Annotated in this window: 26 protein-coding genes; 1 reads left to right on the forward strand and 25 read right to left on the reverse strand. The window is 60.7% G+C overall.

Annotated features, from left to right (window positions below; genetic code table 11):
* Nucleotides 1-7: 7 nt before the first annotated feature.
* The 7 genes from glyS to rpsP are packed head-to-tail and all read right to left on the reverse strand — an operon-like array spanning nt 8 to nt 5,569.
* A complete protein-coding gene (gene glyS / locus LK493_RS05950; RefSeq protein ID WP_227790443.1) occupies nt 8-2,104 on the reverse strand; it encodes a glycine--tRNA ligase subunit beta in 2,097 nt (698 codons plus the stop codon).
* A 3-nt stretch (nt 2,105-2,107) separates the two neighbouring features.
* Complete coding sequence (locus LK493_RS05955; RefSeq protein WP_006236091.1) at nt 2,108-3,019, reverse strand: glycine--tRNA ligase subunit alpha; 912 nt, start codon at nt 3,017-3,019, stop codon at nt 2,108-2,110.
* A gap of 59 nt (nt 3,020-3,078) precedes the next feature.
* A complete protein-coding gene (gene lepB, locus LK493_RS05960) occupies nt 3,079-3,642 on the reverse strand; it encodes a signal peptidase I (protein ID WP_227790444.1) in 564 nt (187 codons plus the stop codon).
* Nucleotides 3,643-3,644: 2 nt separating this feature from the next.
* Nucleotides 3,645-4,403 (reverse strand): tRNA (guanosine(37)-N1)-methyltransferase TrmD, encoded by a 759-nt coding sequence (trmD, locus tag LK493_RS05965; protein ID WP_055285126.1) that lies wholly within the window; start codon nt 4,401-4,403, stop codon nt 3,645-3,647.
* Nucleotides 4,404-4,413: 10 nt separating this feature from the next.
* Nucleotides 4,414-4,935 carry a ribosome maturation factor RimM gene (gene rimM, locus LK493_RS05970; protein ID WP_195621714.1) on the reverse strand — a complete coding sequence of 174 codons (522 nt, stop codon included), beginning with the start codon at nt 4,933-4,935 and terminating at the stop codon, nt 4,414-4,416.
* Between the two features lie 4 nt (nt 4,936-4,939).
* Nucleotides 4,940-5,185: a KH domain-containing protein gene (locus tag LK493_RS05975; RefSeq protein ID WP_171021534.1), complete on the reverse strand. Its 246-nt coding sequence runs from the start codon at nt 5,183-5,185 to the stop codon at nt 4,940-4,942.
* Between the two features lie 42 nt (nt 5,186-5,227).
* Entirely contained in the window at nt 5,228-5,569 is a 342-nt protein-coding gene (gene rpsP / locus LK493_RS05980) for a 30S ribosomal protein S16 (RefSeq protein ID WP_022094749.1), read from the reverse strand.
* Nucleotides 5,570-5,770: 201 nt separating this feature from the next.
* Here rpsP and dinB point away from each other — a divergent pair, with 201 nt between their 5' ends.
* Nucleotides 5,771-7,024 (forward strand): DNA polymerase IV, encoded by a 1,254-nt coding sequence (gene dinB / locus LK493_RS05985; RefSeq protein WP_161115631.1) that lies wholly within the window; start codon nt 5,771-5,773, stop codon nt 7,022-7,024.
* Between the two features lie 217 nt (nt 7,025-7,241).
* On the opposite strand, the gene LK493_RS05990 is transcribed toward dinB, so the two are convergent.
* The 18 genes from LK493_RS05990 to LK493_RS06075 form a co-directional block, all read right to left on the reverse strand.
* The gene (locus LK493_RS05990; RefSeq protein ID WP_161115632.1) at nt 7,242-7,991 is read right to left on the reverse strand and encodes a transposase; all 750 of its coding nucleotides are present in this window, start codon (nt 7,989-7,991) and stop codon (nt 7,242-7,244) included.
* Between the two features lie 225 nt (nt 7,992-8,216).
* A complete protein-coding gene (rsfS, locus tag LK493_RS05995) occupies nt 8,217-8,672 on the reverse strand; it encodes a ribosome silencing factor (protein ID WP_117745948.1) in 456 nt (151 codons plus the stop codon).
* Nucleotides 8,673-8,699: 27 nt separating this feature from the next.
* Nucleotides 8,700-9,233: a bis(5'-nucleosyl)-tetraphosphatase (symmetrical) YqeK gene (yqeK, locus tag LK493_RS06000; protein ID WP_192934390.1), complete on the reverse strand. Its 534-nt coding sequence runs from the start codon at nt 9,231-9,233 to the stop codon at nt 8,700-8,702.
* An 87-nt stretch (nt 9,234-9,320) separates the two neighbouring features.
* Complete coding sequence (gene nadD, locus LK493_RS06005) at nt 9,321-9,998, reverse strand: nicotinate-nucleotide adenylyltransferase (RefSeq protein ID WP_089573445.1); 678 nt, start codon at nt 9,996-9,998, stop codon at nt 9,321-9,323.
* Nucleotides 9,999-10,001: 3 nt separating this feature from the next.
* Nucleotides 10,002-11,468, reverse strand: a complete 1,467-nt coding sequence (gene obgE / locus LK493_RS06010) for a GTPase ObgE (RefSeq protein ID WP_172544921.1) — start codon at nt 11,466-11,468, stop codon at nt 10,002-10,004.
* Nucleotides 11,469-11,553: 85 nt separating this feature from the next.
* Nucleotides 11,554-11,811 carry a 50S ribosomal protein L27 gene (gene rpmA, locus LK493_RS06015; RefSeq protein WP_006236075.1) on the reverse strand — a complete coding sequence of 86 codons (258 nt, stop codon included), beginning with the start codon at nt 11,809-11,811 and terminating at the stop codon, nt 11,554-11,556.
* A 33-nt stretch (nt 11,812-11,844) separates the two neighbouring features.
* Nucleotides 11,845-12,219 (reverse strand): 50S ribosomal protein L21, encoded by a 375-nt coding sequence (gene rplU, locus LK493_RS06020; protein ID WP_035138585.1) that lies wholly within the window; start codon nt 12,217-12,219, stop codon nt 11,845-11,847.
* Nucleotides 12,220-12,286: 67 nt separating this feature from the next.
* On the reverse strand, nt 12,287-13,099 hold the full coding sequence (locus LK493_RS06025) for a TIGR03936 family radical SAM-associated protein (protein ID WP_117745946.1): 813 nt from the start codon (nt 13,097-13,099) through the stop codon (nt 12,287-12,289).
* A complete protein-coding gene (locus LK493_RS06030) occupies nt 13,096-14,973 on the reverse strand; it encodes a TIGR03960 family B12-binding radical SAM protein (RefSeq protein WP_227790445.1) in 1,878 nt (625 codons plus the stop codon). The genes LK493_RS06025 and LK493_RS06030 overlap by 4 nt, the downstream gene beginning before the upstream one ends.
* Nucleotides 14,974-14,983: 10 nt before the next feature.
* On the reverse strand, nt 14,984-15,913 hold the full coding sequence (locus LK493_RS06035; protein ID WP_006236071.1) for a YcjF family protein: 930 nt from the start codon (nt 15,911-15,913) through the stop codon (nt 14,984-14,986).
* 18 nt (nt 15,914-15,931) lie between these two features.
* Complete coding sequence (locus LK493_RS06040) at nt 15,932-17,158, reverse strand: FtsW/RodA/SpoVE family cell cycle protein (protein ID WP_022094759.1); 1,227 nt, start codon at nt 17,156-17,158, stop codon at nt 15,932-15,934.
* Between the two features lie 9 nt (nt 17,159-17,167).
* Complete coding sequence (gene mrdA / locus LK493_RS06045) at nt 17,168-19,237, reverse strand: penicillin-binding protein 2 (RefSeq protein WP_227790446.1); 2,070 nt, start codon at nt 19,235-19,237, stop codon at nt 17,168-17,170.
* A gap of 13 nt (nt 19,238-19,250) precedes the next feature.
* Nucleotides 19,251-19,817, reverse strand: a complete 567-nt coding sequence (locus LK493_RS06050) for a rod shape-determining protein MreD (protein ID WP_022094761.1) — start codon at nt 19,815-19,817, stop codon at nt 19,251-19,253.
* An 11-nt stretch (nt 19,818-19,828) separates the two neighbouring features.
* Entirely contained in the window at nt 19,829-20,770 is a 942-nt protein-coding gene (gene mreC / locus LK493_RS06055; protein ID WP_082421788.1) for a rod shape-determining protein MreC, read from the reverse strand.
* A gap of 78 nt (nt 20,771-20,848) precedes the next feature.
* Entirely contained in the window at nt 20,849-21,880 is a 1,032-nt protein-coding gene (gene mreB / locus LK493_RS06060) for a rod shape-determining protein (protein WP_006236061.1), read from the reverse strand.
* Nucleotides 21,881-22,007: 127 nt separating this feature from the next.
* Complete coding sequence (locus tag LK493_RS06065; protein ID WP_055309859.1) at nt 22,008-23,312, reverse strand: tetratricopeptide repeat protein; 1,305 nt, start codon at nt 23,310-23,312, stop codon at nt 22,008-22,010.
* Between the two features lie 11 nt (nt 23,313-23,323).
* The gene (locus LK493_RS06070) at nt 23,324-23,866 is read right to left on the reverse strand and encodes a peptidylprolyl isomerase (protein WP_006236059.1); all 543 of its coding nucleotides are present in this window, start codon (nt 23,864-23,866) and stop codon (nt 23,324-23,326) included.
* A 107-nt stretch (nt 23,867-23,973) separates the two neighbouring features.
* Nucleotides 23,974-25,116, reverse strand: a complete 1,143-nt coding sequence (locus LK493_RS06075; protein ID WP_227790447.1) for a zinc ribbon domain-containing protein — start codon at nt 25,114-25,116, stop codon at nt 23,974-23,976.
* Nucleotides 25,117-25,138 lie beyond the last annotated feature (22 nt).

A 25,138-nucleotide genomic window follows, 5' to 3' on the forward strand; every position in this document is an offset into this window, starting at 1 on the left:
GGCTGGCTTACTTTTTACGAGCAAGCTCACCGATGTTGGCGATGCCGGAGAAAACGGCCTCGAAGCGGTTGAGCAGCTTAAGGCGATTATCGCGGAGCTGCTCGTCCTTGTCCATGACCATGACCTCGTCGAAGAAACGGTCGATGGGCGCGCGCAGGGCGGCGAGGGCAGCAAATGCGGCCGGATAATCCTCGGTAGCAAGGGCGGCATCGACAGCGGTCTGAGCAGCCTCGGAGGCGTCGGCGAGCGCAAGCTCGACCTCGCCCATCAGGCTGCGGTCGTACTCCACGCCCAGCTCGGGCTTGGAGATATGCGCGGCGCGAGCATAGGCGGTCGCAAGGTTGTCGAACGTCTCGGCGTCGTTCTTGCGGGCCTCGTCGAGGGCGGCGCAGCGGGCGAAGAAGACGGACGGAGCGATGATGTGCACCGCGGAGACGGCGGCAACGGTATCGGCCGGGATCTTTTCGTCGCGGGCCATGCTCACCAGGCGGCCATGGAAGAAGTCACGAACCTGCTGGGCGACCTCGGCGGCGTCGAACTCAATGCCCTGCTCGCCATAGAGCTCGAGGGCGAAGTCGATAAGCGACGTGGGGTCGATCGGCAGACGGTCGCGCAGGATGTTGATGATGCCGATAGCGGCACGACGCAGCGCGTAGGGGTCGGAGGAGCCGGTCGGGGGCTCGCCAATGGCAAAGATACCGGCGATGGTATCGAGCTTGTCGGCGCAGGCCACGATGCAGCCAGCGGTGCCCTCGGGCAGCTCGTCACCGGCAAAGCGGGGACGATAATGATCGCGAATGGCGTGGGCAACCTCGTCGTTCTCCCCCATCGCGGTGGCGTAGTAACCGCCCATCACGCCCTGCTGGCTCGTGAACTCGACGACGGCGTTGGATACCAAGTCGGCCTTGCACAGGTGCGCGGCGCGAGCGGCATCGGCGGCCAGGTGGGCGCCCAGATGGGCCTCGCGAGCGATGGCAAGCGCGAGTTGCTCAATGCGCTCGGACTTGGCGAGCACGCTACCGAGCTTCTCCTGGAAGGCAACCTTGGCCAGACGCTCACGGAACTCGTCGAGGGAGATCTTCAGGTCCTCCTCGTAGAAGAACTTTGCGTCGTCCAGACGGGCGCGCACGACGCGCTCGTTGCCGTCGATCACGCGCTCGGCGTTCTCGGGCTTGCTGTTGGAGACGACCACGAACTCACGCGTGAGCTTGCCCTCGCCGTCATAGATCGGGAAGTAACGCTGGTTGGTGAGCATGGACTCGCAGATGATCTCGTGCGGGACCTTGAGGAACTCCTCATCGAAGGTACCGACGAGCACCGTCGGCCACTCGCAGAGGTTAATGACCTCCTCGAAGACCTTCTTGGGCGTGTCGACATGACAGCCGGGGCGAGCGGCCTCAACCTCGGCGATGCCGGCAAGGATGGCCTCGCGACGACGCTCGGCAGAAAGCACGCCGGCGTCCTCGAGCACCTGCTCATAAACAGCGGGGCTGGCAACAACATGGTCGCCAGGGCCAAGTACGCGATGACCGCGCGTGGTGTTGCCGCTCGTCACGTCGGCAAACGACACGGGCACAACATCCTCGCCCAAAAGGCAGCAGATCCAGCGGACCGGACGAACAAAGGTCGCATGCTCGTGACCCCAGCGCTGGCTGCGGTAGTTGGGCCACTGCAGGCCGGCGATGGTCTTCTCGCACAGAGCGGTCAGAATCGGCGTAGCCGGTGCGGAGGGAATGTTCTTCTCGGCGAACACATACTCGCGACCGTCAGTGTCCTCGCGACGGACCAGGTCCTCGGCAGCCACACCGCACTTGCGGGCAAAGCCCTGGGCGGCCTTGGTGGCGTTACCGTCAGCGTCGAAGGCAATGTTGGCCGCGGGGCCACGCTTGACCTCATGGACTTCATCGGTCGCGGTGGCGACGTTAGCCACGAGCGCAGCCAGGCGGCGCGGGCTCGAGATCACACGGACCTCGCCGTGGGCCAGACCGGCCTCGTCGAGACCCTTGGCAATCATGGAGCCAAGCTGCTTGACGGCATTGTTCAGCGGCGCGGAGGGCATCTCCTCCGTACCGATCTCAAACAGGAAATCCTTAGCGTCTGCCATGGCTTACGCCACCTCGCCTTCCTGGTCGGCATTCTCGTTGACTCCGGCGACCTCGGCCATGTAGGCCTCGCAGCACGCCTTGGCGACGGCGCGGACGCGCAGGATGTAGTTGGCACGCTCGACCGCGGACAGGGCGCCGCGAGCATCGAGCAGGTTGAAAGCGTGGCTGCACTTCATGACGCAGTCATATGCCGGCAGCGGCAGCTTGCGCTCCAGGCAGGAATGGCACTCGGCCTCGTAGTCGTCAAACTTCTGACGCATCATCTCGACGTTGGCGACCTCAAAGTTATAGGCACTGAACTCGCGCTCGTTCTCGAGGAACACGTCGCCGTAGGTCATGGGCGTGCCGTCGGGCAGGTAGCTCCACACCAGGTCGTAGACCGAGTTGACGCCCTGGGCGTACATGGCGATACGCTCCAGGCCGTAGGTAATCTCAACGGGCACGGGGTCGACCTCGATGCCTCCCACCTGCTGGAAGTACGTAAACTGCGTGACCTCCATGCCGTTGAGCCAGACCTCCCAGCCAAGGCCCCAGGCGCCGAGCGTCGGGCTCTCCCAGTCGTCCTCGACAAAGCGGACGTCATGGTCGTTGGGGTCCAGACCGATAGCGGCAAGAGACCCCAGGTAAAGCTCCTGGGCGTTGACCGGCGACGGCTTGATGAGCACCTGGAACTGATAGTAGTGCTGCATGCGGTTGGGGTTCTCGCCGTAGCGACCGTCGGCGGGACGGCGGCAGGGCTGCGCATAGCAGGTGCGCCATTCGGCAGGACCGAGCGAGCGCAGCGTGGTCGCGGTATGGAAGGTACCGGCACCGACCTCGGAGTCGTAGGGCTGCATAATAACGCAGCCCTGCTCGCCCCAGTACTGCTGGAGGCGCAGGATGATGTCTTGGAAGGAAAGCGATGAAGCGTTCATGCCTCTAATATCCCCTCGTCGAAACGATTACACGGTTAGGTACTGTACTATAGCGGTTTTTAGTCGATAGCGCCTAGACGGTTGAGCGGCCAGTAACGCACGAGCGCCACGGCGATCAGGTCCGAACGGTCGACGGGACCAAAGTAGCGTGAGTCGGCAGAGTTTTCGCGGTTGTCGCCCATCACCCACACGCACCCGTCGGGAACGGTGTAGGGATAGCTTACCTGAGTGCCGGGTGCTTGGACCGAAAGTGGCCAGCTCATGCCCGTCGTATAGTCCTCGTCGAGCGCTTGGCCGTCAACGACCACCTTGCCATCCTGCAGGTCGACCGTCTGGCCGGCCGTGGCAATAACACGCTTGACAAGAACATCATGCTCGGAGGTGCCATCGGGGTTGTGAAACACCACGATATCGCCCTGCTTGACGGGCTGACCGAGCTCGAGGCTCACCTTTTGTGCCAGGATCTGGTCGCCAATCTCGATCGTGTCCTCCATAGAGCCGGTGGGCACCACAAAGGGCTCGACCACAAAGGTGCGGATCAGGAAGGTGGCCACGAGCGCGATCGCGATAACCGCGATCCACTCAAAAGCGCCCCTCAACGCGGAATGTTGCGTAGGAACCATACTCACTCCTCGCTCTGCGAATACGAAGCGTCAAGGATCTCCTGCGCGTAAGCGCGCTCCTCGGGCGTGAGCCGCGCAGTCTCGATCAGATCGGGACGCCAGCGGCAGGTGCGCTCGATGGCGTTCTTGCGACGCCAGGCATCGACCTTGGCGTGATCGCCGCTCACAAGCACCGGAGGCACGCCCTCGCCGTTGAACTCGGCAGGACGGGTGTACTGCGCGTACTCGAGCAGGCCTCCATCCTCGGCGGTCGAGAACGACTCGTCGACGTTGCTCATCTCGTCACCAAGGGCGCCGGGGATGAGGCGTACGACAGCATCGGCAACGACCATAGCGGGAAGCTCGCCGCCCGTGAGCACGTAGTCGCCGATCGACAGACGCTCATCGGCATACGCATACGCGCGCTCGTCGACGCCCTCGTAGCGACTGCACACAAACAGCAGGCGCTCACTTTTGAGCAGGCGCTCGGCCACATGCTGCGTAAAAGGCTCGCCACAGGGGGTAAAGAACACCACAGTGGGCTTGGGACCCTCTGCGCTAATGGCCTCGATGGCCTCTGCGATAGGCTCGACCTTCATGAGCATGCCCTGCCCGCCGCCGTACGGCTCGTCATCGACGGTACGATGGCGGTCGTGCGTCCAGTCGCGCAGGTTATACGCCTTAAAATCAAAAAGGCCGGCCTTGCGGGCGCGGCCCAAAATCGATGTGGACATGACGGGCTCAAACATCTCGGGAAAGACCGAAAGGGTCTCAATCAGCATGTTGTCCTCCCTACTTGTCCATATCGATCAGGCCGTCCATAACGTGGACGGAAATTGTTCCTGTGTCAGGAAGATCGAGCACAACCTGCTCGATCACGGGAATCAGTACCTCGCCGTACCGATCGCCCTCAACAACCCAAACATCGTTAGCGGGCGTCGACATGATCTCTACGATCGTGCCGAGCAAACCGAAGCGCTCGTCGACCACCTCGCGACCCATCAGGTCGGTATAGGCAGCGTCGAGCGAATCGAGCTCAAAATCGTCACGATTTGCCAGCACGTAGCATCCCGTGATGCCCTCGGCGGCCGTCAAGTCGTCAATGCCCTCAAACGAGACCAGATCGCCATCGCCCGTATCGGTGACGGACACGACCGTGCAAAAGCGGTCGCGCTTGAGCGCCGGCGGCGTCAGGGCGACGCGCATACCCGGCTCTAATACAGAAGGAAGCCCCCGCAGCGGCTGCGCGAGGACCTCCCCCTTCCTTCCGTGCGGCTTGACCACACGGGCGATGTTTTTGTACTGGGACCTCAAGGTCCTAGCCCAGAACCTCTACCTCGACAGCAGTGTCGAGGCGAGCGGCCAGTGCACGGGCGAGCGTGCGAATGGCCTTGATGGTACGGCCACGACGGCCGATGACCTTAGCGACGTCATCCTCGGCGACCGAAACCTCAATCGTAGAGGCGTCGTCACCATCGATGACCTCAAGGCTCACGGAATCCGGGTCGTCGACGATCTGAACAACGAGATATTCGACGAGATCGGCGATGCGATCTGAGAGCATTGCCTCACCCTCGAGCTGTGCAGCGTCAACCTCAGGCACGATTTACTCCTCGGCGCCCTCAGCGGCCTCAGCGGCAGCCTTAGCGGCCTCGGCCTCTTTGGCGAGCTGCTTCTTGGACTTCTTGACGACGGTCTCGGTCTTCTCGCCCTCGTTGGCGGCCTTGACCAGAGCGGCGACGGCGTCGGTGAGCTGAGCGCCCTTGGACTGCCAGTCAGCGATCTTCTCGAGGTCGAGGTTGATGGTCTTGGGGGCGGTCATCGGGTTGTAGCGGCCAACCTCCTCGATGATACGACCGTCACGCGGGGCGCGGGAATCGGCGACGACGACACGGTAGTACGGACGCTTCTTAGCGCCGTGACGAGCAAGGCGAATCTTGACTGCCAAAGGAAACTCCTCCAACCAAGCAGCTTTAGGCTGCAACTACAAACAAACAGTTGAACATAATACGCCATCGACGCGGGCAGGTGAAGTCCGTGAGACCAACTTCTTCGGTGTAGTCGAGGGCAAATCCATATCTTAGACAAGAATTCGCGATTTGCAAGCGCATCCACGCACCCCACATGAGCTGCGCGGTATACTCATGACATGGAAAGACGCGAACATACATACGGTTATGAGGATGCTGCGGGCGTTACGCCGCCGCCCTGGACGGGTCCGGCGGTGGGCCTGATGGACCTCGATGCATTTTTTGCGAGCGTGGAGATGCTCGATCATCCCGAATGGCGCGGAAAGCCGCTCATCGTGGGCGGAGACGCCGAGTCGCGCGGCGTCGTGTCCACGTGTTCGTACGAGGCGCGTCGCTTTGGCGTGCATTCTGCCATGGCCTCGGCCGAGGCGCGGCGCCTGTGCCCGCAGGCCATTTGGACGCACGGACACTTTGATCGCTACCGCGAGGTGAGCGCGCAGGTCATGGCGATCCTTGCCGATGAGACACCGCGCGTGGAGCGTGTGTCCATCGACGAGGCCTTTATCGATATCACACCGGGTCGCTTTGCGCCCGAAGACCCGCTGCTGGTTGCGCGGCGTATAAGCGACCGCGTGGCAGCGCTGGGAGTGACCTGCTCCATTGGCGTGGGCTGCAACAAGACGGTCGCAAAGATCGCAAGCGAGCGGGATAAGCCGTTTGGGCTGACCATCGTGCGCCCCGGAACCGAGCAGCGCTTTTTGGCCGCGCTGCCGGTATCTGCCATGAGCGGCATCGGGCGCTCGGCCGAGGAGCGACTGCGCCGCATGCGCATCTACACCCTCGGCGAGCTATCACGTGCACCGGAATCCACCTTGGCCTCTATTTTTGGCGTCAACGGCGAACGCATGCGCCAGCGTGCGCTGGGACTCGAAATCTCCGAAGTCACGAGTCTCGATGAGGAGCGTGAGGTCAAGTCGGTCAGTAATGAACGCACCTTTGCGAAAGATTTGACTGAGCGTGGGGATATTGAGGCGGCGATTGCGCTGCTGGGTGAGTCGGTGGGACGCCGTCTGCGCCGTCAGGGGCTGACGGGTGCCACGGTAACGCTCAAGCTCAAGTATTCGTATGGAAGCGGGCGTACGGCACAGCGCCGGCTGCCTCATCCAACCGATGATGAGAACATCTTCGTGGCGGTTGCACTCGAACTGCTCGACAACATCTGGCAAGAAGGCATGCATGTTCGCTTAGCCGGCATCGGCATGAGCGACTTCGACCACCAAGGCGGCATCCAGACTGACCTGTTCTGCGAGATCGATGACCGCGGAGCCCAATCCAGCGACCGCCGCGACCTCTCCGTCGCCATCGACGCCGTCCGAGACAAATTCGGCGACACCGCCCTATCCTTCGGCCGCCAATCCCGCTTCAATAACTAGTCTTTTTTGGACGGGGGTTGCTGCCTTCCGTCCGACACGGCATTGGTAGTCAATTTGGGACGGGGCTATTTTAGCTACACCTATATATCGGTTGAGATTCATTCGGCCTAATTCATTCACCGTCAGCCAAAGGGTAGCTAAAAAAGCCCCGTCCCAAATTGACTACCCCGGATGTCCGGTTTGGCGGCCGCAGCAAAATTATCCCGCCTAAAATGAGCTACTTTTCAACTTTAACTTTTTGAATCGTGCAATGGCCGATACCCGTGAGGCGCACGATCTGCTTGATCGAAAAGCCCTCGCTTTTGAGTTTACGGATACAGTCATCACGCACGCCCTTGGGCAGAGCGTTGAGATAGTGAGGCTCGTATGGTTTGAGCAACGCCTGCGCAAACTCAAGCGCGTCAGTATCACTCACATGAGCGCCATAACGGAAGCAATAGCCATTGGGCTCGCCCGAGGTGCTAAATGCAAAAAATCTCTGGGAATTCCCGAGCAACCCGAGCACGCAATCAGTCTTACAAATTCCCGGATAGCCCATATACTCGCTAAAGCTGCTCCAGCGATAGAGCGAAGCAGTGCCAATTCTGGCTTTCGCAGGGTTATCGTGAATGTAACGAACGCAGTTGAGCAGCTGATCATCATCGAGAATCGGCACACTCTTAAATCGATCCTGGAAAACAGGACCTCTCCTGCCTGTCTTAGAATTGAAATACATGGCATACGCCGTCGTAATCGAATGCATACAATCGCTCAGGTGAGCATGCCCGTCATCTAGCAACAAGTGAATGTGATTATCCATAAGGCACCATGCGATAACATCCACTTTGAACTTCTGGCATTTCGAAGCTATCAGTCGAATCAGATAGAGTCGATCGTCAGCATCCTCAAATATCAGCTGACCACCACAGCCCTTTTGGACGACATGGTAATAGCCGTAAACAGAGATTTCCCGCGCGGTCCGAGTCATACGCATCTCCTCCTCTACAGATAACAAATACGTTACCCGAGTCGGAAAGCTAAATATCACGCAATGAACCGCAACTCGCTTCTATCGGCGAACGGTAGGTAGTAGCTAAAAAAGCCCCGTCCCAAATTAGCTACTTTGGGCAAAAAGAAAGCCGGGCAGGTGCGGAAAACCGCAACTGCCCGGCGATATGCGTGAGGGTAGCTAAACCCCGTCTCAAATGAGCTACTAGAGGAGGTTGAGGGGGAGCTGGGGGGCGTCTCCCCAGAGTTTCTCGAGGCGGTAGAAGTCGCGGGCTTCGGGAGTGAAGACGTGGACGACAACCGAACCGTAGTCCATGAGCATCCAGGTCTTCTGCTCGCGACCCTCGATGGAGAACGGGTGCTCGCCGCAAGCCTCGGCGACCTTCTCCTCGATCTCGTCGACGATAGAATCGACCTGGCGGTTGTTGGTACCGGTGGCAAGCACAAAGTAGTCGCATACGTCGGAAAGCTCGGTCAGGTCGAGCACCTGAACGTCCTCGCCCTTCTTGTCGTAGGCGGCCTGTGCGGCGGCGCGGGCGACATCCTCGGCGGCGACACCGCTCGCGGACAGCGAGGCGGCAGTGCGGTCGGACGTGGCGGCGAAGCTCTTGTGCTCCACATGTTCAAGAATCTGCTCGTCGGTCATGGTCTCGTCGGCCATGGAATACCTCTTTCTAGACAGCCCGAGCTAGCGCAGCTGGGCGTAATGGTTGTAAATCGAAATAGCCGTGGGATAAAGATAGCGCCCGGACTGGATCACATAGACCAAACCCTGCGCAAAACAGGAGAAGAACAACTCGTCGAGCGACGACTCCCCCACCATCTTGCGCAGCGCATGCGCATAGTCGCCGTGGCGGTTGGGCTCGATGGCATCGGCCACAAAGACCACCATATCGAGCGGCGTCATGTCGCAAGCGCCCACGGTATGACGGTCGACAGCCTGGAAAACGGCCGGCGACAACTCGGGGAAAAGCTGCGGAAGCTCATAGGCGGCAACAGGACCATGCAAAAGCGGCGTCGCGGCGGAAGGAGAACCGGCAATCTTAATGCCGTAATGCAGAGCGCGCGTAACCAGCTCGTCGTCGGAGAGCACTTTGTCCCAGTCGTGGATCAGACCGGCAGCAGCGGCATCAAAGCGGTCAACGCCGTAGACCTCGGCCAGATGAAGTGCGGTCTCGGCAACACCCAGCGAATGCACATAGCGCTTGCGCTTATCCTTCATGCGAACATCGAGCAGCTCTTGAATGCGCTTGAGCAGTGCGCGCTCATCGCCCTCAAACTGATCCTCTACCGACAACGTAGACCCCCATCACTCAAAATCTTCTTGGCCCAAATCGGCATATAGCCTGCGTTTGCGAATGTAGCCGAGCACGGACTCGCTCGTAAGATAGCGCACGCTCATGCCGCGGGCAACTCGCTTACGAATGTTCGTCGAGCTGATCGCCAGCGCCGGAATCTGAATATAGCGCACGTCGAACGGCAGCCCCGACTCTTTGATTCGGGCACGCGCTGTATCGATATCAAAGCCCGGTCGTGTCGCCGCAATAAAGGTAGCAAGCTCAGCGATTCGTTCGGCATCATGCCAGGTCACGATATCGATAATCGCATCGGCGCCCGTAATAAAGTAGAGCTTTACCTGCGGCGGGTAAAAGTCGCGAAGGGCATGAAGCGTATCAGCCGTATAGGTTACGCCCGGGCGGTCGATCTCGAACCGGCTCGCCAAAAAGGCCGGGTTCGCGGCGGTGGCGAGGACCGTCATGGCATAACGGTCCTCGGCAGGCGTCACCGGCTTGTCAAGCTTAAAGGCAGGCGTGCCCGCCGGCATAAAGAGCACGGCATCCAAGTCGAGGGACTCACGCGCCTGCTCAGCGGTCACCAGGTGCCCGTAATGGATGGGATCAAAGGTGCCACCCATAATGCCGAGCCTAAACTCCTGCCCGTCCTCTAGAGGAAGCTCGGGCAGACCGATTCCACCGCGCAGCGACATGGCTTACTCGCCCTCCGAGGTCTCGGCATCGTCCTCGGCATCCGCCGCATCGACAACCTCGACGCCCTCATCCGCAGCATCGGCCACGTCAATGGCCTCGACGGCAACGTCCTCGCCAGCATCCTCGAGCTCTTCGTACTCCGAGAAGTCCTCGGCGCCCTCAAAGTCAAAAGCGCGCTGGCAAATGCGGACCTCGTCGCCCGCACGGCAACCGGCCTTCTCGAGCGCGTCGTCAACACCCATACGCGCAAACTTATGCTGCAGGTAAATGACGGCTTCCTCGTTTTCCCAGTCGGTCTGGATGACCATGCGCTCGATGGCACGACCGACCACGCGGAAGGCACCGGGCTCTTCCTGGACAATGCGGAAACGCTTCTCGCGCTGCAGGCGGCGACGCTCCCACTCCTCGTCGCGCAGATCGACCGGCTCATCAGAGACCGCCAGCTCGGCGCGAAGCTTAGCCACCTGCTCGCCCACGGCAAGCATCAGCGTGTTGAGGCCGGCGCCCGTAACAGCAGACACGGCAAAGAACATATGGCCATCGTCGAGCGCCGCACGCTTAAGGTCGGCAATCTTGTCGGCCGTGCCCGGCGCATCACACTTGTTGGCAACGACGATCTGCGGACGCTCCGAAAGCTCGGCGCCATACTGCTCGAGCTCGCGGTTGATGATGCGATAGTCCTCGACCGGATCGCGATCCTCAAAACCACCCGTCATATCGACGACGTGCATGATGAGTGCCGTACGCTCAATGTGGCGCAGGAACTGGTGACCCAGGCCCTTGCCCTCGCTCGCGCCCTCGATGAGACCGGGGACGTCGGCAACGACGTAAGAATATTCGCCGGCACGCACCATGCCGAGGTTCGGCACGAGCGTGGTAAACGGGTAGTCAGCAATCTTGGGGCGGGCGGCACTCATGCGCGCAATGAGCGATGACTTACCCACCGAGGGAAAGCCCACAAGCGCGGCATCGGCCATAAGCTTCATCTCGAGCTCGATCCAGTGTTCCTCGGCAGGCTCGCCGAGCTGGGCAAAGGCCGGAGCGCGACGCACCGACGTCACAAAGTGTGTGTTGCCCAGACCGCCGGCACCGCCGGGCGCCACGACGACGCGCTCGCCGTCGTGCACCAGGTCGGCAATCTCGAACATCGGGGTCTGCGTCTCGGGATCGAGCTCGCGCACCACGGTACCCATAGGGACCTTGAGAATCAGGTCCTCGCCGCTCTTACCGTTACGACGGGCACCCTGCCCGTGCGTGCCGCGCTCGGCGCGGAAGTGATGCTTAAAGCGGTAATCGATCAGCGAAGACAGCTGAGCATCGGCCTGGATGACGACATTGCCGCCACGACCGCCGTCGCCGCCATCGGGGCCGCCCTTGGGGACAAATGCCTCGCGCCTAAACGACATGCATCCGGCTCCGCCGTCGCCGCCGCACACGTTAATGCGGCTGATATCGGTGAACTGTGACAACAGAATCGCCTCCTACAAAAAAGAGGGAGACCCTTGAATCCTAAAACTCAAGTGCCTCCCACATATGTGCTCTATGAAGGGTGAATTACGCGTTCGCGAGCGGGCGTACGCTGACCCTGTGCTTGATACCCTTGTGGAACTCAACGGTACCGTCGACCAGCGCGAACAGCGTGTCGTCCTTACCACGGCCAACGTTCTCACCCGGGTGGATGTGCGTGCCGTGCTGACGGACGAGAATCGTGCCCGTGGTTACCGTCTGGCCGGCATAGCGCTTCGTGCCAAGGCGCTGACCGCGGGAGTCACGGCCATTACGGGAGGAACCGAGTCCTTTTTTGTGTGCCATTGTGTATACCTACTCTTTCGTTACGAGTGTAATCTACTCGGCGACGGGAGCCTCGGCAACAGCCTCGGCCTCTGCCTTGACAGCCTTCTTGGCGCGGGACGTAGCCTGGACCTTCACGATCTTCAGCTTGGTGAGCTGCTGACGGTGACCCTTCAGACGACGATAGCGCTTACGCTTGTGGAACTTGAAGACCAGCTGCTTCTCGCCCTTGAACTGCTCAACGATCTGAGCGGTAACCTTGGCCTTGGCCAGCTTGTCGGGATCGGTGACGATCTTCTTACCATCGTTGAGGAAGATAACCGGCAGGGTGACCTTGTCGCCCTCATTGCCCTCGATCTTCTCGACGGTGATGACATCGTCGGTGGCGACCTTGTACTGCTTGCCGCCCGTGTTAACGATTGCGTACATGTTTACTTGCCCTTCATGCATCAGTTAGTGCAACAGCCGAATATAGTAGCAGGCGAAAATACCCCCGTCAACGAGTATGTGGAGCAAATCCACAAGTTCGCACAGGTATGGGGCTGACGAGTCGGCCCTCGTCGTCCTCGCATGCTTGATTCTGACGCTCGACATCGTAGGAGCAGATGGTCACGAGGTCTTGCATACCGGTGGAAACAATAGGTGCATCCACGCCCGGGGTCAAGCCCTGCAACAAAACATCAGCAGCAGAAAGCAAAATTTCCGGACGCATAGAGCCCTCGTTGTCGGCATGGGTGTCGAGCATGAGAACCAAATGGTCCGGGCGCTCCCCCGCCGTGAGCTCATAGCCAACGAGCGTGTGATCCAAATCCAAGCGCTTGCTCTTTTTGCCGCGCGCGTAGTCGATGCCATGATCCGCGCGCAGCGTGTCGATCGCACGACGCACCTCGTCGGCGCTTACGGGCGCCTCGGGATCCAGGTGTAAGTCGATGCGATACGACAGGCGCGTGAGCTGCGCCGTCAATGCCGGCGTGCGCACGTCGATGTACGCCGCCTCGATGGGCGCCAGATCGGCCGGAGACGCCGCAGCCAGGCGCTCAAACGCCTCGTCGAGCGCCACGAACTCGGTCATAAACAGGTCATACCACTCGCAGGTCGACGACGTACCAACCGGTAGCGCCGAAGAGAAGCCCACGCGCATGTGCGGAGAGAAGCCCTGCGTGACGGCATAGGGAAGTCCCGCACGGCGCACGATGCGCTCAATGGTATGGATCACTTCGAGATGGCCCAGGTACTTAAGGCGATCGCGCTTGCCATAGCGAACACGAAGTCTAAAGAGCGTGGGGTTGTCGGTCAGGCGCTCACTCATGCGCGATCACCCACCAATACGTTCTTGGCATGGAGCGTGGGGCAGATTCCGCAGCCGGTGCACGACGTGCGGGTGCAGTCGGGGGTCGTGACGCCCTCCAACGAGCGGCGGTATTCGCGCTCGAGGAAGCCGCGCGAGCAGCCGGGGCTCACGTGCTCCCAGGGCAGGCGCCAGTCCAGTTCGTAGGGCAGGTGCACGAGCTCGTTGAGGTCGATGCCGTTTTTGGCCGCGGCCGACTTCCAGTTGTCGAGCGAAAAATGCTCCACCCAGGCGTCAAAACGCGAGCCCGCACGCCAGGCGTCGATGATGACCGGCGTCATGTCGCGACCGGCGCGGGACAGTGCGGCCTCGACGAGCGAGGTCTCGGCATCGTGGTAGTGCACGCGTACGGCGCGGTTGCGCACGCTCGTGATGAGCAGCTTTTGGCGACGCTTGACGTCGTCGTAATCGAGCTGCGGGCACCATTGGAACGGCGTGGCGGCCTTGGGGATAAACACCGACACCGAGATGGATACCGAGATGGAGCCGCGGCGCGCCTTGGGAACCACGGAGCGGCCGAGCTCGAGCACGTGATCGGCCAGATTGGCGATGGCCACGATGTCCTCATCGCGCTCGCCGGGAAGGCCCATCATAAAGTAGAGCTTCATGCGGTTCCAGCCGGCCTCGAAGGCCGCCTTGGCCGCACGGTCCAGGTCCTCCTCGGTCACGTTCTTGTTAATGATGTCGCGCATGCGCTGGCTGCCGGCCTCGGGCGCGAACGTCAGGCCGCCCTTCTTCTCGCCGGCGACCGACTCGGCCATATCCACGCCAAACGAATCCAGGCGCTGCGACGGAATAGACACGCGAATACCCGTATCCTCCAGGCGACGGTTGAGCCTGCCGAGCACGTCGCGAATGCAGGAGTGGTCGGTCGTGGAGAGCGAGGTCAGCGACACCTCGTCATAGCCAGTCTTTTCCAGACCCTGAATCACCGACGAGACGATCTGGTCGGCCGAGCGCTCGCGCACCGGGCGATACGTCATGCCGGCCTGACAAAAACGACAGCCGCGGGCGCAGCCGCGCAGGATCTCGATAGACAAGCGGTCGTGAACCAGCTGCGCATAGGGCACGCACGACTGCGACAGCGGATTCGTGGCGCCAAAATCCTCGACGACGCGCTTGTAGACCACGGTCGGCGCATCCTTGCCTTCACGCGGCACGGTGTAGCCATGCGGCGAGCAGGGCTCGTCGTGACGAACCTCATAGAGCGACGGCACGTAGTTGCCGGCAATGGATGCAAGCTGCTCGACAATCTGCGCGCGCGGGACCCCTTCGTCACGCAGGCGGCGATGCAGCTGGCAGGTCTCGAGCAGCGATTCCTCGCCCTCGCCGATGAGGATGGCATCGAAGAAGGCCGCGTACGGCTCGGGGTTGTACACCGAGGGGCCGCCGGCGATGATGATGGGGTCGTCTTCGCCTCGGTCGGCCGCCAACAGCGGAATGCCAGCGAGGTCGAGTGCCTCGAGGAAGTTCGTCACCGCCATCTCGTGCGGCACATGCAGACCGACGATATCAAACGAAGCGACCGGCGCTGCACCCTCGAGCGAGAGCAGCGGAATGCCCGCCTCGCGCATAGCGTCACCCATATCGGGCCACGGCACATAGCCACGCTCGCAGGAGATGCCCTCGGCCTGGTTAAGGATGTTGTAGAGGATGGCGATACCCTGGTTGGGCAGACCGACCTCGTACACATCCGGATAGATCAGGCAGCAACGGTAGTCGGCATCGGCCTTGGAAAGCGTGCCCCACTCGTGATCGATATAGCGACTCGGCTTCTCGACCTTGGCGAGCAACGGCTCAATTAAATGAAAACAATCTTGGTATGCAACGCGCAACGGAAAACCCCTAAGCTGCGAGATCGGATGCGTCCTGGTAGGACGCCATAGGACGGGTAGCGCCCGCGACCGTGGTCACCAGATCGCGAACGCGGGAGAACGTGGCAGTGACCACCTCGTTGGCACGGCTGTAGTCGACATCGCGCTCGTAGAGCGAAACGAGCGCACGGCCCATGCCATAGGTGCCCGCGGCAGCAGTGAGCGCCTTGACGGCAAACCCAATATGCGGCGTCTGCTTGACAAGTGCGCGGGTGACCGCTCGGATCACAAGACCGCCGGCAAGCACGCCCGCGACCTCGTAGCCGCGCTCAGGCTTAATGCCGCGTCCAAAGACGGCAGCGAGCTCAAAGAGCATGCCCACCTGCGCCAGCGCCATAACGGGATAATCGGCGCCCGGCAAAAACACCAGCGCACCGGTCGCCATATTGGTGAGCGCGCACGAGGTGATGATACGATTGGCCGCCGCGATGCGCATGAAGGCAAAGTTCGCCGCAAAAGCCGTTTCCTTGTCGGTGCGATCGAGAATCCAGCGGGCAAGCGTCTCGAGCAGATACGTCTTATCGGTTGCCGCTACCACGCCGAGCATGGGCGTGGACTCCTCGATAAACGGCACCTCCACAGCAGACTCGGCAAGCACGCACACGGGCGCGCCGGCGATCACGAGCTCCTGCACGGCACTCTCCAAGCGGTCGGAACCACACGAGAGCACCAGCACCACATCGGTATCGGTCTTTGGAGCAATTCGCTCCTCCCCCAGACGCTCGACGCGCACAATGCCCGAGGTCGTCTGCGGCACAAAGGCGTCACGCACCGTCTCGGCCAGAAAGCGCGAGGCGGACGAATCCAGATAGACCGAGACGCGCACCGGCGTATCGGAATCCTTCTTAACGGACGCGCCCATCTTAAAAGCGCGGGTCAGCTTATCTACGGGAATTTTCATAGCAAACCCCTCCAGCGGTTACGCGGCGCCCGAACGATGCCGCCATATGGATTGTACGATACCCACCGTCAGCAGCTGAATCATCATCGAAGACGAACCGAAGCTAATAAACGGTAGCGGAATACCGGTAATCGGCATCATGCCGATGCACATGCCGATGTTTTCGAAGGTCTGGAACGCCCACATGCCAACGATGCCCACACACGAAAGACGCAAAAACAGCGACTCACACTTAAAGGCGACGCGAATCGTCGAAAAGATCAGCAGCACGTAGAGGCACAGGAGCAAAAAGGAACCGCAAAAGCCAAAGGTCTCGGACAGGAAGGCGAAGACGAAGTCGGTGTGGAACTCAGGCAGAAAGCCGCCGGCCGACTGCGTCGCATGGCCCAAACCCTTACCAAAGAAGCCGCCCGAGCCAACGGCGATAAGCGACTGCTGCAGGTTGTAGGCATCGTCCGAATCGGCATTATCGGGGTCGATAAAGACCGTCAGACGGTTCATCTGATACTGCTTGATGAGCACATCATGGCCGAGCAACGAATCAAAGACCGAATCGAGCGCCAGAACGAGGGCCACCAGGCCCACGAGCAGGGCCAGCGTCGACAGCACCCATTCGCGGCGTGCACCGCTCATACAAATGACGATGGCGCCCGAAACAAGCACGACCAGGCCCGAGCCCAGGTCGCCCATGGCAACGACGGCCAAAAACGGAATGGACAGCATGCCGCAGAGCTTGACGTAGTCGCGAACGGTATCGATGCGACCGTTATACTGCGATCCAAGCGTAGCAATAAAGAAGATGGTGATGAGCTTGGCAAGCTCAACCGGCTGGAATGTCAAGCCGATACCGGGAATCTTGATCCAGCCCGTCATGCCCAGACCGCCCGTATAGGACAGACCCGGAATCTTGGGCGAGAAGATCACGATCAGGTCGATGACGAGCAACGCCGTCGAGAAATTGGAAATACCGCGCAGGTCGGTACGCCAGACGAGCACCGCCAGCACCGCCCCGATGCCAATTCCCAGCAGATGGCGTGAGAACGAGGCATCGGCCTTAAACTGCGAAGCCGACCAGATAATGATGGCACCGTAGGCGACGAGCGCCACAGTAGCCACGAGCACACCGATATGCACCTTTTGGCGAAACGTGCCGCGCGAGGCCGAAAGTTGCTTGTTGACGCGGTCCAGGCTGCTGCGAGAGCCGGTCTTGGTTGAACGGAACAGATCCGCCGGAGAAAAATCCATCGCAACCTCCTATCGAACCGAAGAATCGCCCGAGGCCGAAGAGGTATCGGGCTCGTCATAAATCACGCCGAGCACGTCGCGCACGACATGCATCGCGGTATCTGAGCCACCGCCGCCCTGCTCCAGGACGGTAGCGATGACATACTTGGGATCATCGGCCGGTGCATAGGCGCAGAACCACGCGTATTCGTCCTCGCCACTTTTCTCGCCCGTGCCCGACTTGCCGTATACCTGCGGCGTCAGGGTGCCAAAGTGCGCCGCCAGGGACGTCGATGCCGTGTAAATCACGTCGTGCATGCCGTTGCGAACAAGAGCCAAATCCGAATCGCTGTTGATCTTGGCCTCCAGGCGCTTCTTCTTGCCCTTGCCATTGTACTTATAGGCATCGCCGTCGCCATCGCGCGACACGGCAGACAAAAATACGTGAGGCACGTACTGTTTGCCGCCGTTGGCAAGACCCATATAGGCGCACGCCATCTGCAGGGGCGTCACCAGGATGTCGCCCTGGCCGATAGCAATGTTGGTCATATCGCCGGCATTCCACTTGCGGTCCTCGGCAGAGGCGTCGGTGAAGTATGACTCTTTCCACTCGGCATCGGGAATACGACCCGCGCCCTCACTCGGCAGATCGATACCGCAGGTCTTGCCTAGGCCCCAGCGACGAAAGACCTCCTGCAGGCCCTCGGGATGTTGCTCGTCATAAAAGAACGCCTTACCCATGTCGTAGAAGACGGGGTCGCACGAGTTGGCGATACCCGACTGCAGCGTCATGGTGCCGTGGCCAGACGTCAGCCAGCAGCGCTTGCCCCAAGCCTTGCCCAGACCCGTCCAATAACCCGTGCAGTTGGTTGTCTGCGTTGAAGTGTAGGTTCCAAACTCAAGACCGGCCAGTGCCGAGAGCGGCTTGATGGTCGAGGCCGACATGTACTGTCCGCTAATGGCGCGGTTGAGCAGCGGGTGCGAACCCTTGTCATCATTGAGCTCGGTCCACACGTCATTTGAGACGCCGCCGATAAAGACGGACGGATCGAACTTGGGCTGGCTCGCCATGCCCAGGATCTCGCCATTGTTGGGATCGAGACACACCACAGCGCCGTTGCCGGCATTGCTGTAGCCAGTGGTCTTGGCAAGCTCGATAGCGCTCGCCAGCGCCGTCTCACAGGCCTGTTGGATCTTAAGGTCGAGCGTGAGCTTAATGTCGGAGCCGGCCTTCGCGGGCACGGCGCCGGCCTGACCGGTCACATTGCCCGAGGCATCGACCTTGACGGTCTGCTCGCCACGAATACCCTGCAGCAGGTTTTCGTAGTAGCTCTCAACGCCCGCCTGGCCCACGATATCGCCCGACTGGTACGTAATCTTGCCAGCAGAAGCATCATCATCGCCAGAGGTTTTCTTATTCTGGGCCTCGAGCTGCTCGGAGGTAATGGTGCCGGTATAGCCCAAGATATGGCATGCCGTCTCGCCGTATGGATACTGGCGCTCGGTACGCTCGGCAATCTTGACGCCCGGGAACTCGCCGGCGTGTTCCTTGATATAAGCAACCGTGGAGCGACGGACGTCCGTCGCGATGGTATGCAGGCTCTGAGCGCCCTCTGTATTGTCCTGAATATTGCGAAGGACCGCCACATAAGGCATTCCAAGCACGTTGGCAAGATGGCGAACCAGAACCTCATCCTCGGCAAGGTCGCGGTAGGCCACGACAGCAAATGAGGGACGGTTCTGGACAAGCGCCACGCCATTGCGGTCGAGGATGCGGCCGCGCACAGCGGGTGTGGTAACGGTGCGAGTCTGATTACTATTGGCCTGCTTCTCGTAATAGTCCGACGAGACCATCTGCATGCCCCACAGCTTGACGGCAAGTGCCGCAAACATCGCGCCCACACCCGTGGTGAGGATGGAAAAGCGGCCCTTAAAGGCGGTCGCCGCGGTATTGCCCTCGCCCTCGGTGGCGCGCGGGGCCGTTCCATGCTGTGTATCGTAGGTAAAACGGGAATCGCCTCGACGCATGATGACCAGCGCGACCACGATGGCCACAACCAGCACGATACCGGCGATAATAACCGTCAACTGGGAAGACATCTACGGGCCTCCCCTATTTGAGCTTACGGGTCTTGGGCTTAAAGCGCATGCCCGTCTGGCGTCCGCCACGCGCGGAGAATCCATAGCCGGACTGCGGCACGACACCGGACATCAAAAACGGAATGGCAACCAGACCCGTCAGGATCGAGGACGGCAGCGCATGGCCGAAGATCGCCACGACAAAGCTCGTCTCCAAACCCATAAACAGCAAGATGATGCTGTAGATCACATTAATGACGAGCGCGAAGGCGCCCACAGTGACGCCGCGCGCACTCGGGGTACCGCCCGTCTGACCGACGGCGCTGTGCACCAGGGCAAAAGAACCCACGGTCAGCAGGAGTGACATAACGCCCACCGGCACGGCAGCGGACAGGTCATAAAACAAGCCGCTGCAAAAACCGCACACGACGGCACGGGTCGGGTCGCCCGAGAACACGCTTAGGCACACCAGGATAATCATGAAGTTGACGCGACCGCCCGCAATGGAGATCTGCGGTGCCAGGCCTGCCTGCAGCAGCACGCACACGATGGCGGCGATCACAAACGTACGGGAGCTCATCCCCTGCTCGTGTAGATCCATGGACATGCCCCCTATTCGCTCGAGCCGGAATCGGTCGTCTCGGACGTGTCGGAACTGTCATCCGAGCTCTCGTCCTTCGTCTTGGTCGCAGCATCGCGCGACGTTCCCTGCGGTGTGCTGTTGGCCGTGCTCACGTCTTCATCCGAGGCCGACTGTTCGTCGGTCAGCGAGGTGATGACCAGCACTTCCTCGTTGTTCTCGGCCGTCGTCTGGGCGCGCACCACAATGGTGTAGTACACGTCGTTTGCCGATTTCTCAACCGACGAGACGGTGCCAAGCGGAAGGCCCTTGGGGAACACGCCACCGATGCCCGAGGTCACGATGATATCGCCAACCTTAACGTCGGAGTCAACGCTCACGTACTCAAGACGCAGCGTGCCGTCAGCCTGACCCTGCAGCATGCCTTGGGCGCGCGTGTCCTGCACCATAGCGGACACGCCGGAGTTCTCGTCGCCAATCAGGCGCACGGTAGAGGTCTTGGCCGATACCTCGATAATCTGGCCGATAACACCGGCAGAGCTCGTCACGGGCATGTTGATGGTAAGGCCGTCGGCAGAGCCCTTGTCGATGGTAACGGTCGAGGTCCAGGCATCGCCGGAAGCACCAACGATACGAGCTGCGGTCGATTTGAGGTTATAGGTCGACTGCAGGCCGACCAGCCCCTCCAGACGCTCGGCGGTCTTTTGAGCCTCGGAGAGCTCAGCAACTTTAGAGGTCAGTTCCTCGTTTTGCTTCTTGAGCTCGTCGAGCGTGTCCTGCGACGCCGTAAGGTTAGAGAACACGTTGCCGATCGCATTGAAAGGAGCCGCCACGGCCGAGCCCACGAAGCGCACCGGCGAGGTAATCGTCGTTACGCCCGAACGCACGGCATGAATCGGTCCTGCCTCGCCCTCGCGGATGTAAAACGTGAGCAGCAACACCGAAATCAGGCTGAAAACAATCAACGGGCGCATACCCGTTGATTGTCGCTTGGTATTCAGATTTGTGGAGAAACCCGAAGATCGTGCCAAATGGAATCCACCTTTTGGAAATTAAGCATTGGTCTGGACGAAGCCGCCATCAAACGCATTGGCCTCGAGCACGCGGGCACAGCCGTTAACGACGTTATCGAGCGCCGTGGGGCTGACGTTGACCGAAACGCCGGTCTCATCGCGCAGGCGCACGTCGAGACCGCGCAGCAGCGCGCCGCCACCAGTCAGCAAAATGCCGTAGTACATAAGGTCCGAGGCAAGATCGGGCGGCGTGGCATCGAGGGCGTCCTTAACGGCCTTGGCCATCTCGTCGAGCGGCTTGTTGAGCGCGCGACGAATCTCCTCGCTCTCGATGCGCACGGTCTTGGGCAGACCGGTGATCACGTCGCGGCCGTTGACCTCGACATCGAGCTCGTCCTTGAGCGGCACGGCGGAGCCGACCTTGATCTTGATGTCCTCTGCCGTACGCTCGCCGATGGCCAGGTTATAGGCATCACGAACGTGCGTGAGGATGGCCTGATCGAACTCGTCGCCGGCAATACGGATGGACTGCGAGACGACGATGCCGCCCATAGCGATAACGGCAACCTCGGTGGTACCGCCACCGATGTCGATGACCATGGAGCCGGTGGGTTCCTCGACGGGCAGGTCGGCGCCGATAGCGGCGGCCATAGGCTCTTCGATCAGATAGGCCTGGCGAGCGCCGGCCTGGATCGTAGCCTCAAAGACGGCACGCTTCTCGACCGACGTGACGCCGGAGGGAACGCAAACGACAACGCGCGGACGCGGGGTCCACGGATAGCGCTTCTCGGAAGCCTTGTCGATAAAGTAGCGAAGCATGGCCTCGGTAACATCGAAGTCGGCGATGACGCCGTCCTTCAGGGGACGAACGGCCACGATGTTGCCGGGCGTACGACCGAGCATGCGCTTTGCCTCGATACCGACCGCCAGGATGCGCTCGTCGTTCTTGTCGATGGCGACAACAGAGGGCTCGCGAATGACAATGCCCTTGCCGCGCACGGAGACAAGCGTATTTGCGGTGCCGAGGTCGATGGCAAGATCGCCCGCATAGCTACCGAAGAACATATCCATCAAAGAAAACAACGCAACTCCTGATGTGTTGGATGATTGCTGGAAAACTACTAGCTCATGATACTAGCGCAAGCCCGGCACCTCACTTGCGGTGAAGCGCCGGGCAAAGCTAAATCCCATAAGGTCACTACTGGTTGTCAGCAGCCGAGAAATCCATATCGAGCGAGGAAACGGCCCAGCCGATATGGTTGTCGGAGCGCACGAATTTGACGGTGTACTCCTGCTCGCCGCCCTTGGACAGCGATGCCTTCACCTTGGCGGTCGTCTCGGTCATGGACTGATCCATGCCCTCGACTGACACGGTGGCACCCTGCGGAATCGAGGAGATGATCATAGACTTGGCGTCCTCGGACAGGCTCGATGCAAGGCAAGACTCGGCCTTTGCGGTGTCACCGTCGCCGGCAGCCTGGAACAGATCGGTAACGACAGATTCCTGAGACGGGAAGCCAAAGCCGCGCGTGTAGGCAAAGCCCAGACCGCCCGCGGCGATCAAAATGAGCAGAAGCAGCACAATGAAGACTTTGAGACCCGTGTGGCGATGGCGACGACGGACCTTGGCCTGCTTACGATCCTGACGGTCCTGCTGGACCATCTCGGACTCGGACAGCGTAAAGAAACCGGTGTCCGAGGGATCGGGCATAAACTGACCGGTCGCGCCCGTAGGATCGAGCGGATCGACGGCAGGAGCGTCCATCGCGGGCGCAGGAGCCGTGGCCATAGCCGTCTGGGCAGACAGCGCGGCAAGCGAATCGTGCACGCGGGCAAGCTCATCGGCCTGCTCGGAGGTGAGCTGGTAGATGCCATCGGCAGTAGCGGCGTTAAAGGCGTCGAGTGCGTCGGAGGGGCGGCCGGCGGCAGAAAGCGCCTGACCCATGCCGGCGTTGAGCGCACGCGTGTCGTCGCGGGGACCGGCAAAGTCGATAGCCGTGCGGTAGGTCTCCACGGCATCCGCCGGACGGCCGAGCTTAATGAAGCAACGACCGAGCTCGCCGAGTGCGGCGGCAGGAGCCGGATTGGCGCCGTCGATGGCAGCCTGACGGAAGGCAGTACCCGCGTTGGCATAGTCGCCCGACTGGAACAGCGCGTTACCCAGGCCCAGATAGGCCTTGAACGGCGTGGCATAGGAAGCATCCTGCGTAGCAGCAGAGAACGCCTGGGCGGCCGTCGTGTAGTCGCCCACGGCGGCGAGCGCCTTGCCGCGGTTGGTGAGCAGTGCGCCGCGCTTGCCGTAGGTGCCGTCGTTGAGGGCGGCGGCATAGGCCTCGGCGGCCTCGGCATACATGCCCAGGTGCATCAAGGCGTTACCACGAAGGTGATCGGCCTCGCCCATAATCTCATCGGGAGTTTTTGCCGCCCCAAGCATCTGGGCTGCAGCGGAAAAATCACCCGCGCGGTAAGCGGCGCGGCCCTGTTGGATCAGCTGGCTATTCAAGGAAGTCCCCTTTACTCGTGAACGATCTCGACATGGACGATCTCGTCGCCGGCACGCAGCTGCGAAATCACATCAAGACCCTCGACCGTGGTACCAAAGACGGTGTAACCGGAATCGAGGTTATGCTGGGCGCCCAGGCAGAAGTAGAACTGCGAACCCGCGGAATCGGGGTCCATGGAGCGTGCCATGGCAAGGGCACCATCGACATGGCTGTTGCGCGGATTGGTGGCAAACTCGCCCTTAATGCAGTAGCCGGGGCCACCGGTACCGGGCATGCCGTCGGGGCCCTCAAGACCGGCAGCGACGTCGGCGCCGGACATATCGCGGGTATTGGGGTCGCCGCCCTGAATGACAAAGCCGGGCACATAGCGATGGAACTTAAGGCCATCATAGAAGCCCATCGTGGAAAGCTCGCAGAAGTTCGCGACATGAATGGGAGCGCCCTCGCCGTCAAACTTGACCTTGATGGTACCCTTCGACGTCTCGATAACGGCGCACTCGTCGCCGGCAAGCTGATACTCGGGCGTGTAGAGCTCTTTCTTAAAACCAAACATGTGGTTCCTTCCTCGTGCGTTTAAAGCATATTTGTACGAATTGTAGCAATAAGCATGCGCTTACATCAATTGCGCACGTAGGTTATGCCGACTATGGCGAACTAATTTTAGGAACGCTGCTGCGGCTTCCAGGAGCCCACGTTGGCGTCGTACTGATTAAGCGCGCTGTTGCCGCCCTGCGCGATGGGCGCCAGGATCTCGCTTTGGTGGGAACTCATCGACTCGCCATCGGGAATGGCCAGCGAGATGTCCCAACTCTGGCAGATCACGTCGACGCGCTCATACATCCACTCGGCAAGCTGCTTTAAGTGGGCGATGTCGTCCGCATAGACCGTATCGTCTTGGTACTTAAGGTTGTTGAGCTCATCTTGCGTCTTTTTGATCTGGTCGCGCAGGGCGTAAGCACTCTGTGACAGCTCCTGACGGGTGGACAGCGGCGTTCGGAGATAGCCGTTGTTAAAGGAATCGATGACCTCGCCGATCTGGTCCTCGTCACCGTAGGACACGATGGTCTGATACAGACCGTCGAGCCTGGTATAGAGCTGATCATCGGTGAGCACGGTTTCTTCCTGGACCACCTCGGCAGAATCGTCCTGCTTGGTATCGTCCTCATTCGCCTCGCCCTTTTGGCGCGTGGGGAAGGTCGTCTGCGCGGCCTGGCCAAACTGGTCGTAGAAGCCAGGCATGACACCCATGGGATCGGCCGTCACGAACCAATAGGCACCGCCGCAAACGACAGCAAGGACCGCGATGATAATGAGCGGCTTGGGGATATGACGCTTGTGCTTGTGATAGGCGTCCTCGTCGGGATGCACCTTACGTTTGGGTTTTTGAGCATCGTCATGCAGGGAAACGGGCGTGGGAATATCGACCTTGGGGATACCGAAATCCTTATCGAAAGCCGGCAGCACGCAGGTCTCATTGGGGTCGGCGGCGTCTGAGAGCACCGCAGCGGCAGAGGCCGGCGCATGCGGCACCTCGGTATCGATCTGCTCTTGCGTTAGGCGCGGAAAGCCCGCAGTGCGGCCCGCTGCCAGGTCGGATGCGGCCGCGTCCTCAGAGAGGATACCCGGAGCGGGGCGCCCGCATTTGGGGCACGTACGATCATGCGGAGAAAGACGGGCACCGCAGCCCTCACAGAACACGAACTCGGTGTGCTCGGGACCATCGCCCGGACCCACATAGGCGTTGCAGTAGGGGCAAAACGAGGCGCCGTCCTCGATAGTCTTAAGGCAATGCGGGCAGATCACGGCATCCTCTTTTCGAAGCAAT

This window comes from Collinsella aerofaciens (genome assembly GCF_020709435.1).
Taxonomy (GTDB): domain Bacteria; phylum Actinomycetota; class Coriobacteriia; order Coriobacteriales; family Coriobacteriaceae; genus Collinsella; species Collinsella aerofaciens_AU.

Excerpts from the sequence above, each read along its gene's own strand:
- rpmA (WP_006236075.1), bottom strand. The coding sequence starts at position 11,811 with ATGGCACACAAAAAAGGACTCGGTTCCTCCCGTAATGGCCGTGACTCC.
- LK493_RS06050 (WP_022094761.1), bottom strand. The coding sequence starts at position 19,817 with ATGGATCTACACGAGCAGGGGATGAGCTCCCGTACGTTTGTGATCGCC.
- mreB (WP_006236061.1), bottom strand. The coding sequence starts at position 21,880 with ATGGATATGTTCTTCGGTAGCTATGCGGGCGATCTTGCCATCGACCTC.
- dinB (WP_161115631.1), top strand. The coding sequence starts at position 5,771 with ATGGAAAGACGCGAACATACATACGGTTATGAGGATGCTGCGGGCGTT.
- LK493_RS05955 (WP_006236091.1), bottom strand. The coding sequence starts at position 3,019 with ATGAACGCTTCATCGCTTTCCTTCCAAGACATCATCCTGCGCCTCCAG.
- nadD (WP_089573445.1), bottom strand. The coding sequence starts at position 9,998 with ATGTCGCTGCGCGGTGGAATCGGTCTGCCCGAGCTTCCTCTAGAGGAC.
- glyS (WP_227790443.1), bottom strand. The coding sequence starts at position 2,104 with ATGGCAGACGCTAAGGATTTCCTGTTTGAGATCGGTACGGAGGAGATG.
- lepB (WP_227790444.1), bottom strand. The coding sequence starts at position 3,642 with ATGGTTCCTACGCAACATTCCGCGTTGAGGGGCGCTTTTGAGTGGATC.
- rplU (WP_035138585.1), bottom strand. The coding sequence starts at position 12,219 with ATGTACGCAATCGTTAACACGGGCGGCAAGCAGTACAAGGTCGCCACC.
- LK493_RS05975 (WP_171021534.1), bottom strand. The coding sequence starts at position 5,185 with ATGCTCTCAGATCGCATCGCCGATCTCGTCGAATATCTCGTTGTTCAG.
- rsfS (WP_117745948.1), bottom strand. The coding sequence starts at position 8,672 with ATGGCCGACGAGACCATGACCGACGAGCAGATTCTTGAACATGTGGAG.
- mreC (WP_082421788.1), bottom strand. The coding sequence starts at position 20,770 with ATGCGCCCGTTGATTGTTTTCAGCCTGATTTCGGTGTTGCTGCTCACG.
- LK493_RS06035 (WP_006236071.1), bottom strand. The coding sequence starts at position 15,913 with ATGAAAATTCCCGTAGATAAGCTGACCCGCGCTTTTAAGATGGGCGCG.
- LK493_RS06025 (WP_117745946.1), bottom strand. The coding sequence starts at position 13,099 with ATGAGTGAGCGCCTGACCGACAACCCCACGCTCTTTAGACTTCGTGTT.
- mrdA (WP_227790446.1), bottom strand. The coding sequence starts at position 19,237 with ATGTCTTCCCAGTTGACGGTTATTATCGCCGGTATCGTGCTGGTTGTG.
- trmD (WP_055285126.1), bottom strand. The coding sequence starts at position 4,403 with ATGCTGATTGAGACCCTTTCGGTCTTTCCCGAGATGTTTGAGCCCGTC.
- LK493_RS05990 (WP_161115632.1), bottom strand. The coding sequence starts at position 7,991 with ATGACTCGGACCGCGCGGGAAATCTCTGTTTACGGCTATTACCATGTC.
- LK493_RS06040 (WP_022094759.1), bottom strand. The coding sequence starts at position 17,158 with ATGGATTTTTCTCCGGCGGATCTGTTCCGTTCAACCAAGACCGGCTCT.
- LK493_RS06070 (WP_006236059.1), bottom strand. The coding sequence starts at position 23,866 with ATGTTTGGTTTTAAGAAAGAGCTCTACACGCCCGAGTATCAGCTTGCC.
- yqeK (WP_192934390.1), bottom strand. The coding sequence starts at position 9,233 with ATGAAGGATAAGCGCAAGCGCTATGTGCATTCGCTGGGTGTTGCCGAG.